Raw genomic sequence first — 17,349 nt, forward strand, 5'->3', positions numbered from 1 at the left:
CCTTCATGACTTGGTCTCCTCGGTATTGCGTGTGCCGGCGCCATCGCGCCGCGTGAGGATGTCGGGCAGCCAGCGCTGAGAACTCTCGCCAGCGGCGTGGATGGCCACGGTGGCGATTACCGCACCCAGCACTTCCATCAGCAGGATGGCCGGAAGGGCGATCTGCGCGGCCATGCCGCCCACCACCGGGGAAGCGCGCACGAACGACGAGATGATCAACAGCGCCACCGCCGAAAGCGGCGACATCGCCAGCCCGAGCCAGAGCGCCTGCGACCAGCTGGCGCCGCTGCCCGGATTGGCGATCGCCACCCCGGTCACCTTGGCCAGCAGCCGAACGCCGATGAGGGCCAGGACCAGCCCGGCCACAGGCAGGCTCCAGTCGGCTTGCGCCGCCACGCTGGAAACCAGCACGAACATCATCATGGTGATCAGCGAAGAAGCCGTGCCGAGCTGTCGCGGCCAGACCCAAGGCTTGGGGTTGAGCTGCTTGAGCAGCACGCCACCGATCAGCGCGGCCAGCGGCGCCGAGGCGCCGATGTAGGCCGCCGTGGCAGCGCCGGCGCCGATGATGGCCAGCAGCAGGATCGACGTGTTCTCGCTGGTGGGGTTCATGACGCGCAGCGCGGAGCGCAGCGCCAGCGCCATCAAGGCGCCGACCACGAAGGACAAGCCCAGCACCACCCCAACCGGGTAGAGCCGCGCCATCCAGCTCACCGGAGCGCTGCCCGCCACGAGCAGGCTCGTGTGCGCGTGGCTGAGCGTGAGTGCATAGAAGGTGTTGAGCGCCGACAGGGCCAGCGCGCGCTCGGTGACCGGGCCGGTGGCGCGCGTGTCGATGGTCACCCTGCCCAGCACGGCGGGCGAGGCCATCAGCGACATCAAGGCCAGCGGCACGGCGATCGCGTGGGGCAGCGTCAGCCACACCAGCACCCAGTACACGGCGAAGTAGGTCAGCGTGGATTCGAGCAGGCTTTGCACCAGCACCATCGGGTTGTGCCGGAACCAGCGCAACGGCAGTCGTCCGCCCGCTTCGAACAGCACGATGGCAACGCCCAGCTCCAGCAGGAAGAGCCCCGTGCCCTGCAGCGGCCAGGTCGCGCCTTCGAAGCCCGCGAAGCCCACGACGGCGCCCACGGCGGTGTAGCCGACCAGCTTGGGCATGCCCGTGTAGCGCTGTACCAAGTGACCTGCGACGGCCGCAGCCGCCAACAGCAGCGACCAGACGATCATCGGCAGTCCTGCCGAGGGGTGGACCCATTGGGACCAGAAGCCCAGGAGATTGCTGAAAAAAGGTGTCATCCAAATTCAATCTTGCGCAAGCGCACTTGTGCAGGGTCGCCACTGGTGGCGACATGCCTTGCCGACGGGAGCCGCCGAAGCCGGCGCGCGGAGTCTAGGGCCTGCCGGCCTAGTGCAGGACGCGCGGCACCGGCGGTTCCTCGCCCGCCCCGGCGTCGAGGACGAAGGCGGGAATGGGCACGTCGAAGCGCTGTCCCGACTCGGTCACGAAAAAGAAACTCCCCCGCATCGTTCCGGTGGCTGCCTGCAGTCTGCAGCCGCTTGTGTAACGATACGTTTCTCCTGCCGGGATGAGCGGCTGCTGGCCGACCACACCGAGCCCCTGCACCTCTTGGGCTTGACCGGCGGCATCCTCGATTTTCCAATGTCGGGAAATCAACTGCGCGGCCTCCTTGCCTTCGTTCATGACGGTGACGACATAGGCGAAGGTGTAGATGCGCTCGCGCGGCGCCGATTGCTCGGGCAGATAGCGAGGTTCCACAAGGACCCGGATCGAGTTGGGCAGGGACATGGCCCGCATGGTAGCCGACGCCTGCGACACCGACCCTGCGACAATCCCGAGCATCATGACCCGCAGCGCCCCCACCTATCGCATTGCCCCATCGCTCCTGTCGGCCGATTTCGCGCGCCTGGGCGCCGAGCTCACCGACGTGATCGCAGCCGGGGCCGACTGGATCCACTTCGACGTGATGGACAACCACTACGTGCCGAACCTCACCTTCGGCCCCATGGTGTGTCAGGCCCTCAAGCCCCACTCGAAGAAAGCCGACGGAACGCCGGTGCCCATCGACGTGCACCTGATGATCGAGCCGGTCGATGCCCTTGCCGGTGCCTTTGCCAAGGCGGGGGCTGACTACATCAGCTTTCATCCGGACGCATCGCCCCATGCGCACCGCAGCGTCCAGGCCATCCGCGCGGCGGGCAGCAAGCCCGGCCTGGTCTTCAACCCGGGCGCCGGCCTGGAGCCGCTGGACTGGCTGATCGACGACATCGACCTCATCCTCATCATGAGCGTCAACCCAGGCTTCGGCGGCCAGAGCTTCATCGATTCGGCGCTGCGCAAGGTCGAGCAGGCGCGCAAGCGGATCGAGCAGACCGGGCGCGACATTCGGCTGGAGGTGGATGGCGGCATCAAGGCCGACAACATCGCCCGCGTGGCAAGCGCCGGCGCAGACACCTTCGTGGCGGGCAGCGCCATCTTCGGCGCCGCGGACTATGGCCAGGTGATCAGCCAGATGCGCAGCAACCTGGCCGAGGTCAAGCTCGGCTGAAGCCGGCCGAGGCGTCGAAGAGACCACACCGCCTTCCAACGCCATCGCCGTCATGCCGGCAGGTCTGCGGCCTCAGCGCTTGAGCTTTTCCCTGTAGAGGCGGTCCATCATCGGGCCCCGGTCGGTGTCGACCACGCCACGCTCCACGTCGTCATGGGCGCGCCGGGCCTTGGCGTCTGGCTTGGCGTTGCTCTTCTGGCTGTCTGCCGATTCGTCATGCTCGTGCGGCAGGCGGGGGCCGCGCGTGGATCGGGTGTTTCCTTCGTCGGGCGTCTTCACGTCGTCTTGCTGCGCGTTCGACGGCCCCTGGGTTGCAGGGCGGGCCATTTTGATTTCTCCGTGGATCGATGCCTTGATCGGTGAAACGTTGTCCCATGCCATCGGGCCGATGGGGGTAGGAGGCGCGTGCGCACCCCTGTAGGATTGCCCGCCATGTCGACTTCGCCATTCAGTGCCCTGCTCGAGGGGGATACCGCCCCCGATCCATCGCAGCCGGTCGCCGAGGTGCCCGACCTTCTGCGGGTGCTTGGCTACAAGGCGCTGCAACCGGGCCCGCGCCTGCTGGTCATCGGGGGCGTGCATGGCGACGAAACTTGCGGCACGCTGGCCATCGAGCGCCTGCGCCTCGAACTGGATGCCGGCTGGCAGGTGCTGCGCAGCGGGCAGTTGACGATGGTTCCGGTTGCCAATCCACTGGCGCGCCGGCGCGGACAGCGAGAAGGCGAGCGCAACCTCAATCGCAATTTCAGGCCGACGCTGCCTGGGCAGTCTCCCGCCGACTACGAGGCGCGCATCGTCGACGTGCTCTGCCCGATCATCGAGCAGCACGATGCACTGCTCGACCTGCACTCCTTCGAAAGCGCGGGCGAGGCCTTTGCCATGATCGGCCCGCGCAACAACACCGGCACGCTCGAGCCCTTCTCCCGCGCGGAGGAAGAGGGCCGCCTCGCGGCGCAACTCGGCACGGCCCGCGTCGTGGAAGGCTGGCTCGACATCTATGCCGACGGACTGGCGCAACGTGCCGCCGCCGGCGAAGTGCTGGCCACGGACGCCATCGACTTCGGCCGCGGCACCAACGAATACATGCGCAGCCGCGGCGGCTACGGCGTGACGCTGGAATGCGGACAGCACCGCGACCCGGCCGCGCCAGAGGTGGGCTATCGCGCCATCCTGGCCACGCTGCGGCATCTGGGCATGATCGACGCCGAAGCCGGTGCCGAGACGCCGCCAGCGCCGCAGGTCCTGCGCCTGGCTGGCGTGGTGCTGCGTTTGAGCGCCGGAGACCGTTTCGAGCGCGAATGGGCCACCTTCGACTCCGTGCAGGCGGGCCAGGTCATCGGCCATCGCGCCGACGGCGAGGTGCTGAAGGCGCAGCGCGATGGCTTCATCGTCTTTCCGAACGACAAGGCGCTTGCGGGGGCCGAATGGTTCTATTTCGCGCACTTGAGCGATCGCAGGCTGGACTGACTGACGCCGGCTGCGAGCAGGTGCCTCGGGCGCTTGGCGCCGCATTCCTACATCGATGCGGCATCGGCGGTACTAATGTGTTGAGCCCACCAGCGGCGCGCTTTCGCGGATTTGCGGAACGCCCGCCGTACCCGCGCCCGATGCAGGCGCTGCCGACCGGAGGACCGATGCCAGCCAAGAAGCGAACAGCGCCCAAGAAGAGTTCCCACGCCAAGGGTGCGCCGCGCGCCCTGTGGAAGGGCGCCATCAGTTTCGGCCTCGTTCATGTGCCGGTGGCGCTGTATCCGGCCACGCGAGATCATGGCGTCGACTTCGACTGGCTGGACAAGCGCTCCATGGACCCGGTGGGCTACAAGCGCATCAACAAGCGGACCGGCCGCGAAGTGAGCAAGGAGCACATCGCCAAGGGCGTGGACACGGGCGGCGGCAACTACGTGCTGCTTGGCGACGATGAGATCGGCAAGGCCTATCCCACCACGACGCGCACGATCGAGATCGAGTCGTTCGTGCCGGCACAGGGCATTCCATTCATCTACATGGACCGGCCGTACTACCTGGCGCCGATCGATCGCGGCGCCAAGGTGTATGCGCTGCTGCGCGAGGCATTGCTCAAGTCCCAGCGGGTGGGCGTGGCCCGGGTCGTCATCCAGACCCGCGAGCATCTGGCCATGCTCATTCCCTCAGGCGCCGGACTGGTGCTGAACCTCCTGCGCTGGAGCGAGGACATCCGCCCCTGGAGCGCGCTGGAACTTCCCCCCGAAGGCGCACGCAAGGCCGGCATCAGTGGCAAGGAGCTGCAGATGGCCGAGCGACTGATCGAGGAAATGGCCGACGACTTCGAGCCCGGGCAATACCACGACGCCTTTACCGAACGCATCGAGGAACTGGTCAAGCGCAAGGCCGCTGCGGGCAAGGCGCGTCCGGTGACGGAGTCGCAGGAAGAAGAATCCGCCCCTGAAGAAAGCAACGTGGTCGACTTGACGCAGTTGCTGCAGCGCAGCCTACGGCAGGGCAAAGGCGCAGCCAAGTCTTCGACGAAGGCCGCAGGCAAGACTTCGACAAAGGCAGCAGCCAAGACCTCGACCAAGCGCGCTTCCAAGCGTTCCGCCACCGGGACGGCTGCGCGGAAGAAGGCGCCGCCCAGAAAGTCCAAGGCCGCCGAGCAGGAACGGCGCGCTGCCTGAAGCCAGCATGGCCAAGCGCGCATCGACCCTCGACACCTACGATCGCAAGCGCGACTTCACGCGCAGCCCGGAGCCGCGCGGCGGCAAGGCGAGCGCTTCGAGCAAGGCGCTGTCCTTCGTCGTTCAGAAGCACCACGCGCGGCAATTGCACTACGACTTCAGGCTGGAACTGGATGGCCGCCTTCTGAGCTGGGCCGTGCCCAAAGGCCCCTGCCTCGACCCCAAGGTGAAGCGCATGGCGGTGGAGGTGGAAGACCATCCGCTGACCTACGGCGGGTTCGAGGGCACCATCCCGCCGGGCAACTATGGCGCTGGCACCGTCATCGTCTGGGACAACGGCACATGGCTGCCGGTGGGTGATCCGCACGAAGGCTTGGCCAAGGGCGACCTCAAGTTCGACCTGCAGGGCCACAAGCTGCACGGGCGCTGGGTGCTGGTGCGCATCCGTGGCCGTGACGGCGAAGGCGCCAACGGCAAGCAGCCTTGGCTGCTCATCAAGGAACGCGATGGGCAAGCCCGGCCACTGGACGACTACGACGTGCTGGTGGCCGAGCCAGGCAGCGTCCTGGCCACGCCCAGGGCGAAGGCCGGCAAGACGACATCGGCGCCGGCTGCGCCCGCGGCCGCAGCAACGCCATCCGAAGCCGATCCGCCCGTGCTCGAACCGCCGCGCGCCGCGCTGCCTGCCAAGCTCTCGCCCCAACTCGCCACGCTCGCTGCCGGCCCGCCGCCGACCCCGGGCGATTGGCTCTACGAACTCAAGTACGACGGCTACCGGCTGCTGTGCCGCATCGACGGCCGATCGGTCAAATGCTTCACTCGCAACGGCCACGATTGGACCGACAAGCTGCCGCAATTGGCCAAGGCCCTGCGCACGCTGTCGCTCAAGTCGGGCTGGATCGACGGCGAAATCGTGGTGGAGGACGAAGACGGCGCGCCCGACTTCCAGGCGCTGCAGAACGCATTCGACAGCGGCTCCACGGCCAACATCGTCTACTGGATCTTCGATGTGCCGTTTCTCGACGGGCGCGATCTGCGTGGCCTGCCCTTCGAGCAGCGCAGCGTGCTGTTGCCAGGGCTGCTGGGGGCCGATTCGCCGCCCATGCTGCGGGTGAGCGAAGCCTTCGATGCCGATCCGCGCGACATGCTGGTGGCGGCCACGCGCCTGGGCTTCGAGGGCATCGTGGGCAAGCGGCGCGACGCACACTATGTCTCGACGCGCTCGCCGCATTGGATCAAGCTCAAGGGCGGCTCGCGCCAGGAGTTCGTGGTGGGCGGCTACACGCGGCCCCAGGGCGGGCGCACCGACTTCGGCGCGCTGCTCCTGGGCGTGCACGACGACGCTGGACAGCTCCGGTATTGCGGCAGCGTGGGTACGGGGTTCGACCAGGCACGTTTGGCCGACGTTCGCGAGCGACTCGACAAGCTGGCCAGCCCCAAGTCGCCCTTCGCCGACCCCTTGCCCGGCACGGTGAAGGTCAAGCAGTTCGCCAAGCCCAGCCTGGTGGCCGAGATCGCGTTCGCGGGCTGGACGCGCGACAGCCACCTGCGTCATCCTGTCTTCCAGGGCCTGCGTGACGACAAGCCCGCCCGCCAGGTTCGACGGGAACGAGCGACCGAGCTTGCCGCTGCGCCTGCCCCTTTGCCCGCCCAAAAGGCCGGAGCGAGCCAGGCAGCCCGCACCGCGCCGCCCTCGATCCGCATCACCAACGCCGACCGCGTGATCGACAGCGCCAGCGGCAGCACCAAGGGCGCATTGGTCGACTACTACGCGCGCGTCGCGCCGCTCATCCTGCCGCACCTGAAAGGCCGGCCGGTGTCGCTGGTGCGCGCGCCCGACGGCGTGGGCGGCGAGTTGTTCTTCCAGAAGCATGCGCAGGGACGCGAGTTGCCGCACGTCACGCAACTCGATCGGGCGCTGGACCCGGGTCATCCCAGCCTGTTGCAGATCGACCAGGCCGAGGCGCTGTTGTCTGTCGCGCAGATGAACACCATCGAGCTGCACACCTGGAACGCGACGTCGCGCGCCATCGACCGGCCGGACCGCTTCTGCCTCGATCTCGATCCCGGGGAGGGCCTGGGCTGGCCGCGCGTGATCGAGGCTGCGCAACTGGTGCATGCGCTGCTGGACGAGTTGGGCCTGGCCGCGTTCCTCAAGACCAGCGGCGGCAAGGGCCTGCATGTGGTCGTGCCCGTGCGCCGTCACTACGACTGGGATGCGGTCAAAGGCTTCTCGCAGGCCATCGTTCAGCATTTGGCCCAGCATCTTCCCGACCGCTTCGTGGCGATCAGCGGCCCGCGAAATCGTGTCGGCAAGATTTTTGTCGACTACCTGCGCAACGGCTTCGGCGCCACCACCGTGTCGGCATGGTCGGTGCGCGCGCGGCCGGGGCTGGGCGTTTCGGTGCCGGTGGATTGGAGCGAGCTCTCGTCGTTGGAGTCGGGCGCGCATTGGACGTTGGCGGACGTCGACGCGAGGCGCAGCGTGGGCAATGGACCTTGGACCGAAATGGAGAAAAGCCGCAACGGCCTGGCCTCGGCGATGCGCAAGCTCGGGTATGTGCCCCCTGCGCCGACCGCAAAGGACAAAGCCGAAGCCAAGGCCAAGGCCAACTGAACAGCCCCGCTCGCAGCGAACCTCGCGAGCAGGCCGGCAGCCCTGGCGCTCGATCGATGCGTTACGAAATGCATCGAGTCCGGGTGCCCTTGCGCTCGAAATTCGGGTGGTGCCGATGTGAGCGTGCGCCCGCTAAGCCTTTAGCGCTAGACCGTCTTGAGAATGTTCGCTCCACTACCCCCCACCTAGACTGCGCCGCACAGGTTTTTTGGGAACGGCGCGCGCTGCCGCGCGTCGATTGAGGGGTCGATCGAGGACACCGCCCAGGCCTGTGCCTGGGGGTTCCATGAATTCTTGCCGGACTAGCACCGACACCGTCACCCGTGAATTCAAGGTGCGATGGCGCGGTACCTTTGGAATGCTGACCGTGGCGGCAGCGCTCGCCGGGCCAGCCGCTGCGCTTGCGCAGGCCGGCGCGCCCGACGCCGAAGCCGCTGCCGCACGCATGGAGAAGGCGAGGCTGGAAGACGTCGACACCGTCTTCGCGCTCACCAACGACGGCGCCATCCTCTACTCGCAGGACGATCTCAAGCTCTCGGGCTACCAGTACTGCAGCCAGGCCATCGCGCTGGCCGAAGGCGGCAACTTCCGCCAAAGCGTGCGGGCGGCAAGCAAGGCGCTGCACCTGGCCAACACCACACGCGATCCGGAGCTACTGGCCTACGCCAATCGCGACCTGGCCATCACCTACAGCTATTCGGGGCAATTGGAAAAGGCCGAGCAGTTTGCGCGCGACGCGCTCCGGCTTCCGGTCAAGAACCCCACCCAGGTCGTCGGCCCCGCCAACAAGGTGGTCGGCGACGTGCAGACCCGCCGGGGCGACTATGCGGCGGCCGTGCTCAGCTACGACACGGCGCTGGCCGGCAGCTCCGAGCGCTACAAGCCGCTGGTCCAGGCCTCGCTCGCCAATGCCCTGGTGGATGCTGGACAGCTCAAGCGTGCGCGTGAAGTGATCGACTCGATCACCCGGCCGAAGGACGCATCGCTGGCCGCGCAACTCGACCGCACGCAGGCCAAACTGTTGCTGGCCGAAGGCAACGCCGAGATGGCGCGCGAGTTGTATCGCGAGCAAGCCACCCAGAAGACAGGCATCGACGCCTCCTACTACCGCATGTGGGCCTGGGACGGCGTCTCGCGCGCCGAGCAGTCCCTGGGCAACAAGCAGGCCGCTGCCGATGCGGCCGGCAAGGCCCTGGCCGCCATCGACACGGTGCGTGCGCGTTTCCGCAGCGAAGAATTCAAGATGGGGCTGTTCTCCGACGTGCAGTCCATCTTCGACCGAGCCATCGGCCTGTACAGCGAACTGGGCGACGACGGGCGCGCCCTGGAAGTGAGCGAGCGCAGCCGCTCGCGCGCGCTGCTCGACGCCGTGCGCGGCCGAGCCAGCACCGGCACGCTGTCGGCCGACGCGCCCGATCTGACCGCCATGCAGCGCGCCCTGCGTCCCGACGAGCGCGTGGTGGAATTCCATGCGCTGCCCGATCGGCTCCAGGTCTGGGTCATCAGCGCCAGCGGCGTGCGCTCGCATGCCGTGCCGATCAAGCGCGACGAGCTGGGCGAACTGGTGGAGGGCTTTCGCAATTCGGTGGTGCGCGGGCGCCGCGGCGCCGTCACCAATGCCGAGCGGCTGGGCGCCGCGATCATCGGTCCGCTGGGCCTGGCGGACGGCCAGCGGCTGGTGGTCGTCCCCCATGGTCCGTTGCACTACCTGCCTTTCCAGGCGCTTCGCGTCAACGGCCGCTACCTGATCGAGACGCACCCCGTCTCGGTGGTCCCGTCGATGGGCATCGCCTTGCAGTTGGCCCAGCGCGGCTCGCAGACGCCGGCCGACCTGGTGGCTTTCGGCAACCCGAAGATCGCCGAGAAATACGAGCTGCCCGGCGCCGAGGTCGAGGTCAAGCAACTGGCCACGCTGTTCCCGCGCAACGAGGTCTTCCTGGGCGCCGCCGCCAACAAGACGCAGTTCCGCAAGGCGGTGGCCGACGCTCCCGTGGTGCATGTGGCGGCGCATGCGGAGGCCGACCAGGTCGACCCGCTCTATTCGCGCATCCTGCTGGCCAACGAAGGCGGCCGCCAGAACTTCCTCGAAGCACACGAGATCCTGGACATGAAGATGGGCAACACATCGCTGGTCACGCTCTCGGCCTGCGAATCCGGCCTTGGCCGCATCGCACGCGGCGACGAGGTGCTGGGCTTTCCGCGTTCGTTCCTGATGGCCGGCGCCAACGCCATGATCGCCTCGCTGTGGCCGGTGTCGGACGACGCCACCGAGTTGCTGATGAGCACGTTCTACGGAGAACTGGCCAAGGGCCGCGATGCCCAACGCGCGATGCAGGCGGCGCAGACCGCAGTGCTGCGCAATCCCAAGCTGGCGCATCCCTTCTATTGGGCGCCGTTCAATCTGATCGGCAACTGGCGCATGACCGTCGGCGGAGGCGCCGCATGAATGCACATGCTTCGCCCTTGACCCGGGCCTTGCAGATTGCCGGAGTCGCCAGCCTGTGCTGGGCTGCCGCGCTGCCGCAGGCGCAAGCCCAGACCCAGCGCATCGAAAGCACCACGCTCACGCCGACGCAGAACCCGTGCACGCAATGCCGGCGTGAAGACGATGTGCTGTCCCAGGGCTCGCCTGGCGCGCCCACGCAGGCGCTGCCGGCTGCGCCCACTGGGCCGCAGGCGAGCTTCCGCCTGAACGACGTGCGGCTCAAGGGCGCCAACGCGCTCGGCGCGGACGAGCTTCGTCCGGCGCTGCAGCCCTACATCGGCCGCGACGTGACGCTCACCGATCTGCAGACGATGGCCGGCGCCATTACCCAGATCTATCGCGACCGCGGCTATTTCCTGGCGCAGGCCCTGGTGCCCGTCCAGAAGGTCGAGGGGGGCGTGGTCGAGATCAGCGTGATCGAAGGCCGGCTTGGCCAGGTCAACGTCAACGTCGCGCCCGATGCGCCGATCAAGGAAGAACGCGTGCGTGCCTTCCTCCAGGCCATCCCCGTCGGCGGCGCACTGGACACGCAGCGCTACGAACGCGCCATGCTGCTGCTGTCGGACCAGCCGGGCCTGCGCGTCAGCTCCACGCTGCAGGAGGGCGCGCAGCCAGGCACCACCGACCTCACCGTCGATGTGGTGGCCGCACGCCGCTGGGAGTTCGCCGTGGATGCGGACAACCACGGCACCGAGGAGACCGGCCGCTATCGCCTGGGTGCGACGGCGCGCTGGCTCAGCCCCTTCGGCATCGGCGACAACATCGACTTGCGCCTGATCGGCGCCGACAGCAGCGGCATGGTGTTCGGCCGGGCTTCGTACGAGGCGCCGATCGGCAGTTCCGGCCTGCGTGCAGGCATCGGCGCGGCGCATGTGCAGTACGAACTGGGCGGCGACTTCGTCAACCTGGACGCGCACGGCACGGCGGACATCGTCGACGCCTCGCTCAACTATCCGGTGATCCGCTCGCGCCGCCACAACCTGTTCATGCGCCTGGGCGCGGACATGCAGGATCTGTCGGACCACTACGACGCCGTCAACTTCAACCCGAAGAAACGCGTCTACGGACTCGGGCTGGGATGGGCCTGGGAGCTGCGCGACGATCTTTTCGGCGGCGGCTACTGGTCGAGCTCGGGCACGCTCTATCACGGCAAGCTGGACTTGCGGGACCAGGCCTCGGAGCAGTTCGACCAGAGCGCCTTCGGCCTGGGCACCGAAGGCAGCTTCGACAAGCTGACCTTCCGCTTCTCGCGCCTGCAGTCGATGTTCCCGCGCCATTCGCTGTACCTGAGCCTGGGCGGGCAGATGGCCGACAAGAACCTCGATGCATCGCAGAAGCTGTCGCTCGGCGGCGCTCGCGCGGTGCGCGCCTACCCGTCGGGCGAGCTGCTGGTGGACGAAGGCTTGCTGGGCACCATCGAATGGCGCTGGTCGCTCAACGACGAATGGACGCCCTTCGTCTTCTACGACGCGGCACGCGGCAAGGTGTCGCACGACCCGCTGGCCATTCCCGGCCTGGACAACACCCAGAGCCTGCGCGGCGCAGGTCTGGGCGTGTCATGGGCGCGCCCCAACAACTTCCTGCTCAACGCCACCCTGGCATGGCGCGCCGGCACGCGCGAGGCGATCACCGATGGCGGTGGCCACAACCCGCGCCTGTTCGTGCAGTTCCAGAAGTTCTTCTAGGCCGACGGTCATGCAATCCCCCCAAAGCTCATCCCGTACCCGTTCGCTGGCGACCGGCACCCTGCGCAGCCGGCGCGCGACGGCCATGCCGCCCCTTCGCCTGCGCCCGCTGGCGCTGAGCCTGATCTGCCTGGGCCTGACGCCGGCGTTGGCACAGACGCTGCCCGTGGGCAGCGGCGTGGCGGTGCAGGGCACGGCGGCGGTGCAGCCTGGCTCGCCGCCGAACGTGATGAGGATCCAGCAGGACACGCCGCGCGCCATCATGGAATGGCAGAGCTTCAATGTGGGTACGGGCAACCAGGTCAACGTGGCCCAGCCGAGCGCGGCCAGCGTGCTGCTCAATCGGGTGCTGGTGGGTGGCCCCACCTCGCAGATCGACGGCGCCATCAATGCCAACGGGCATGTGTACCTGATCAACCCCAGCGGCGCCGTCTTCGGTCCCAATTCGTCGATCAATGTCGGCGGCTTTGTCGCATCGACGCTCAACATCGCCAGCGACAGCGCGTTCATGAACGGCAGCAAGCAGCTCGTGTTCGAGCGTGACGACGGCAACAACGCGTCGGTGATCAACCAGGGCACGATCAACGTCGGCGAAGGCGGCGTGGCTGCGCTCATGGGCGCGTCGGTCAGCAACCAGGGCGCCATCAACGTGGCGCGCGGTACGGGCGCGCTGGTGTCGGCACGAAAGGTCACGGTCGATTTCGAGGGCGACGGGCTCACCCGGTTCACGATCCCGGCCGATTCGCAAGCCACGCAGGCGCTGGTGGAGAACCTGGGCAGCATCACGGCGGACGGCGGGCGCGTTGCCATGCAGGCGGCGTCGACGGCCAGGGCGCAGGTGGTGAACCAGCAGGGCCTGCTGCAGGCGCGCTCGCTGCAAAGCCGCGGCGGCGAGATCATCCTGGGCGCCGGCCCCGATCCCACCGCCGCCAACTTCCAGCAATTGCCCGAGCGAAACAACAGCATGCTCGTCGCCGGGACCCTGGACGTGAGCGCCAGCGGCACCGGGCCGGGCGGCAGGATCAACACCTCCGCCCCGCGCGTGGACGTCGACGCCACCGCGCAGATCAATGCCGGCGGCAATGGGGGCGCCAACGGCACGTGGACCGTCAATTCGCGCCAGGACCTGACGGTGAGCGACCTTCCACCCGCCGTCGAGGAGGGCAGTGGCAGCTACGCGTCCGGCACGGGCGGCAGCATCGTCAATTCGGGCGCCCTGGGTCGTGCGCTCGGCCGCAACACGGATGTCGTGCTCACCACGGATGCGCAGGCGGCGGAAGTCGACCAGGGGCGCAGCTCCGTCGGGACCGGACTCGTGTTCGAGGCTGCGAACGTTGCCAAGACCGAGGGCGGGGACACCACGCTGACGCTCAATTCTTCGCGCAACCTGCTACTGGGTCTGGCCACGGTCGGGTCGAGCAGCGGCGCGCTGAACATCGACATGAACGCCGATGCCGTGGGCGCCGCGCTGCCGGACACCCTGCCGATCCAGCAAGGGGGCACGACGAGCGGCGGTACGGTCCTGATCATCCAGTCGACGGTCGAGACCAATGGCGGCCGCATCCGTGTCTATGGGCAGAGCGACCCCGACAAGGGGCGTGCCGTCGGCTTCTCGCTCGACGAGGGCCGCGGCTCGGACAGCGCCGGCGTCAGGGTGAGAGATTCGCTCCTGTCGACCTGCGCGGCCGGGCAGACGGCATGCAGCGGCGCGGGCGACATCATCCTGCGCGGGCAGGGCACAACGGTGTTCACCGAAGGCGCGATCGCCAGAAGCGGCGTCGGTGTGGGCCTGCAAAGCAGTGTGCTTCGCACGGGCAGCGGGAACATCGAATTGGACGGACGCGGCGGCCTTGCCGCTTCGGGCGTCTATATGGACAACAGCGGGCGCTTCTACAACCCCAGCATCGAATCGAGCAGCGGCAACATCACGCTCACCGGCAGCACGCGCGGCTGGACGAGTGCCGATCCGGCGGTGTTCCCGGAGGTGGGCCTGGACTTGTCGACCACCAACGGCGACGCAGGCGGCGGTGGCGGCGTGGTGCTGGTCGGCACCAATATCGCGACCGGCGGCAACGTGCGCATCGACGGCCAGGGCTCGGACCTGACCGAACTGGGCAACAACCCCACGTTCCAGAACTTCCTGCTGTCGGGCAGCAACTCGGCCATCATGGGCGGCTCGCACGGCGTCGCGCTGTTCGACACCAACGTGACCGCCGGGGCCGGCCGGCAGATCGACATCGCCGGGACGGCGGGCAGCAATGCCTTCACCGTGAACCTCGATCCGTCGAGCGGCGCGATCACGGTATCGCCGGACACCTATCCTTCGTACGGCGTGAACGTCGCAGGCACCTTCGGCAACGGCGCCATCTCGACGGCCGGCGGGCGGGTCAACATCGACGGCAGGGGCTCGGACATCGGCATGAGTTATGTCGACGACTCCGAAGGCGGCCCCATCTCGATGCTCGACGTGTCCTCCACCACCGGCCAGGGCGGAAGCATCTCGGTCACGGGCCGCAACATCCGCGTGTCCAACGACTTCACCGACGAGCCGACGCCCGCCTTCATCAACGCCAGCGGCGCCACGGGCGGCGGCAACGTGCAGCTGCGCGCCTCGGGCTCGATGGGCATCGGCCAGAACAGCAGCATCCGCGCCGACACCACGGGAGCGAGCGGCAACGGCGGAAGCATCGTCGCGGTGGCGCAGGGCGACCTTCGGGCCTACGGCGCCTACAGCGCCCGTGGCGGCGAGACGGGCGGCAACGGCGGCTTCGTCGAAACCTCCGGCACCAACGTGGACCTGTCGGGCATCCGCGTCGACGCATCGGCTCCGGCCGGCACGTCGGGCCTTTGGCTGATCGACCCGTTCGACATCACCATCGCGAACGGCACCGCGGCAGGCACGCTGCCTTCGCTGCCCTTCGTGCCGCTGGCGAACTCGGTCATCCAGGACGGCGACATCAACGCCGCGCTCAACAGCGGCACCAGCGTCACCATCACTACCGGCGCGCCCGATCCGTCATCGTTCGCCGGGTCCATCTTCTTCAATCCGGCGGTGGACATCAACGTCGACACGGGCACGGCGCCGGTCACGCTGCGCCTGGAAGCGCAGCGCGACATCGTGGCGAACAACGGCGATACGCAGATCCGCGCCACCAGCGCGCCCCTGGGCGTCGAATTCGCCGCCGGGCTGAGCGGCAGCACGGGCGGCATCTACTACGGCGGCAGCATCCTCACCAATGGCGGCAACGTCAGCATGACGGCGCTGGGCGGCAACTTCAACAACTGCACGATCTGCCTGGTCAACAGCAAGATCGACACGCGAGCGGGCGGCAGCGATGCCAATGCCGGCGGCAATGTGAGCCTGCAGGTGCCGCAGATCACCGCGCTGGTCGGCGAAGGCTCCGTCTTCACCACCGCGGCGGTCGACATCAACGGCAGCACCATCGCCACGTCGACCGGCAACGTGGACGTCCTGGGCCGGACCAACATCGGAAGCGGCGTGCGCGTGTACGCGCCGCAGGGCATCGGCGGTATCCAGACCACCAGCGGCAACGTCACCATTACCGGCATCGGCGCCTACAGCAGCAACAGCGGCGACGGCGCCAGCCACGGCGTGAGCATCAACGGCGCCAGCGTGCAGACGGCCACCGGCAACATCGCGGTGCGGGGCCTGCGCACCGGCGGTCCGGACCCGTTGCCGCCCCTGGTCGCGCTGGCGGTTCCGGGCCCGGACGTGAGCAATCGCGGCGCTGGCGTTTCGCTGTCGAACGGCGCGCTGGTCAGCGCCACCGGCACCGGGCGGATCGAGGTGACCGGCGAGACGCAAGGCAACGGTGCCGGCGTGCTCGTGACGGCGCTCGAAACCGCAGGTTCCCTGCTGACGCCGGCGTCGAGCATCGACGGCAATGGCAACGTCGTGCTGCGTGCCGCCAACGATGGCAGCAGCGATGCGCTGGCCGTGGGCGGCACAGTCCGCGCGGGCGGCGTGCTCAACCTGCGGCCCGGTGGGGTCGATGCCGCCAGCGGCGCAGGCGTCGATCGCCTGGCCAATCCGATCGTGCTTTCTCCGCTCGGCGGCACCGGCTTCGACATCTCAGCCGACGAACTCACCCGCATCTCTGCGGCTTCGATGGTCTTCGGCAGCGATGTCCACGCCGGCGCGATCAGCGTCGAGACGCCCATCGCATCGAGCGTGCCGCTGACGCTGCAAAACGGTGGCGGTGGCGGCATCTCGCTGCTGGCGCCCGTGTCGGCGCCGCAGTTGGGCCTCATCAGCGGCGGCAGCATCACGCAGGCAGCGGGCGCGAATGTCACGGCCGGCACGCTGCTCGCGCAGTCCTATGGCGGCGACGTCATCCTGTCGGATGCGCAGAACAACGTCAGCGCGACCACGCTGGGTGGCGGCGCCGCAGGGCGTTTCGAGTTCGTCAACGCCGGCACGCTGCGCGTGGGCGCGGTCTCTATAACCGGCTGGAACGCGGCAAGCGAGGCGCCGTTGCCCGTCACCGCCAACTCCATGGCGGCGGACACCGTGCTCGTGCGCACGCTCACCGGCGACCTGCTGCTCGATACGGCGGTGAGCAGCGTCAACGGCGCCGACCTGGTGGCGGCCAACACTTTCCAGAACGTAGGCGGCGGCAGCCTGTCCGGCGCGCCCTGGCGCATCTGGGCCGACACCTGGGTGGGCGAAACGCGCGGCGGCCTCGCCGGCTCCGGGCTCTTCCCCAACTACTACAACTGCGCCTTCCTGGGCACCTGCGGGGTCACCATCACGCCGGGCGACAACCACTTCATCTATCGGCAGCAGCCCACCCTGACGCTGACGGTCGGCGACTTCGTGCGCACGGTCGGCACCGCCAATCCCGCCTTCGGCTACACCCTGGCGGGGCTGATCCTGGGCGACGGCGACAACGGCATCACCGCCACGTACAGCACGCTGGCCGACGCCGGCAGTCCGCCCGGCCTCTATGCCATCGACGCCACGGCGGCGTCGGCCGCGGGCTATGCCGTCAACGTGGTGCCGGGCAGGCTGCAGGTGCTGCAAGCGCTGCAGACCATCGTGAGCCAGTCGCCGACGGGGACGGTGGCGCCGCCTGCGCTGGCGCGCTTCGTCGACGTGCTGCGCGACGAGCCCAACACCTGGGTGTACGACCGCAACATCGGCGTCGCGCCCATCTGTCTGGCCACTGGGCCGCTGGACGGCGGTCGGGCACTGCAGGGCAACGACGTGCTGGCGCGCGAATGGTCGATCGTGCGCACGCGGCCCAATCTCACCAGCTGCCTGGACACGCAACGCTCCAATTCCTGCGGCGACTTCTGAACTGCGGCGCGCCGTCGGGCG

Annotated in this window: 10 protein-coding genes; 7 read left to right on the plus strand and 3 right to left on the minus strand. The window is 68.3% G+C overall.

Annotated features, from left to right (window positions below):
- Positions 1 to 3: 3 nt before the first annotated feature.
- Positions 4 to 1,299 carry a cation:proton antiporter gene (locus QTH91_RS10435; protein WP_286660012.1) on the minus strand — a complete coding sequence of 432 codons (1,296 nt, stop codon included), beginning with the start codon at positions 1,297 to 1,299 and terminating at the stop codon, positions 4 to 6.
- 109 nt (positions 1,300 to 1,408) lie between these two features.
- Positions 1,409 to 1,810, minus strand: coding sequence for a Co2+/Mg2+ efflux facilitator ApaG/CorD (gene apaG / locus QTH91_RS10440; protein WP_286660013.1), 402 nt, complete (start codon positions 1,808 to 1,810; stop codon positions 1,409 to 1,411).
- 55 nt (positions 1,811 to 1,865) lie between these two features.
- Here apaG and rpe point away from each other — a divergent pair, with 55 nt between their 5' ends.
- Positions 1,866 to 2,570, plus strand: a complete 705-nt coding sequence (rpe, locus tag QTH91_RS10445) for a ribulose-phosphate 3-epimerase (protein WP_286660014.1) — start codon at positions 1,866 to 1,868, stop codon at positions 2,568 to 2,570.
- A gap of 72 nt (positions 2,571 to 2,642) precedes the next feature.
- Here the strand turns inward: rpe and QTH91_RS10450 are convergent, their stop codons facing one another.
- Positions 2,643 to 2,897, minus strand: coding sequence for a hypothetical protein (locus tag QTH91_RS10450; RefSeq protein WP_286660015.1), 255 nt, complete (start codon positions 2,895 to 2,897; stop codon positions 2,643 to 2,645).
- Between the two features lie 105 nt (positions 2,898 to 3,002).
- On the opposite strand from QTH91_RS10450, the gene QTH91_RS10455 reads away from it, so the two are divergent.
- The 6 genes from QTH91_RS10455 (at position 3,003) to QTH91_RS10480 (ending at position 17,328) form a co-directional block, all read left to right on the plus strand.
- On the plus strand, positions 3,003 to 4,037 hold the full coding sequence (locus QTH91_RS10455; RefSeq protein ID WP_286660016.1) for a succinylglutamate desuccinylase/aspartoacylase family protein: 1,035 nt from the start codon (positions 3,003 to 3,005) through the stop codon (positions 4,035 to 4,037).
- A 167-nt stretch (positions 4,038 to 4,204) separates the two neighbouring features.
- Positions 4,205 to 5,221, plus strand: a complete 1,017-nt coding sequence (ku, locus tag QTH91_RS10460; RefSeq protein ID WP_286660017.1) for a non-homologous end joining protein Ku — start codon at positions 4,205 to 4,207, stop codon at positions 5,219 to 5,221.
- Between the two features lie 7 nt (positions 5,222 to 5,228).
- Positions 5,229 to 7,838, plus strand: coding sequence for a DNA ligase D (ligD, locus tag QTH91_RS10465; RefSeq protein WP_286660018.1), 2,610 nt, complete (start codon positions 5,229 to 5,231; stop codon positions 7,836 to 7,838).
- Positions 7,839 to 8,196: 358 nt separating this feature from the next.
- Positions 8,197 to 10,284: a CHAT domain-containing protein gene (locus QTH91_RS10470; protein ID WP_390367956.1), complete on the plus strand. Its 2,088-nt coding sequence runs from the start codon at positions 8,197 to 8,199 to the stop codon at positions 10,282 to 10,284.
- A complete protein-coding gene (locus QTH91_RS10475; RefSeq protein WP_286660020.1) occupies positions 10,281 to 12,008 on the plus strand; it encodes a ShlB/FhaC/HecB family hemolysin secretion/activation protein in 1,728 nt (575 codons plus the stop codon). The genes QTH91_RS10470 and QTH91_RS10475 overlap by 4 nt, the downstream gene beginning before the upstream one ends.
- A 10-nt stretch (positions 12,009 to 12,018) precedes the next feature.
- Complete coding sequence (locus tag QTH91_RS10480) at positions 12,019 to 17,328, plus strand: beta strand repeat-containing protein (RefSeq protein WP_286660021.1); 5,310 nt, start codon at positions 12,019 to 12,021, stop codon at positions 17,326 to 17,328.
- Positions 17,329 to 17,349 lie beyond the last annotated feature (21 nt).

The organism is Variovorax dokdonensis (assembly GCF_030316895.1).
Classification (GTDB): domain Bacteria; phylum Pseudomonadota; class Gammaproteobacteria; order Burkholderiales; family Burkholderiaceae_C; genus Variovorax; species Variovorax dokdonensis.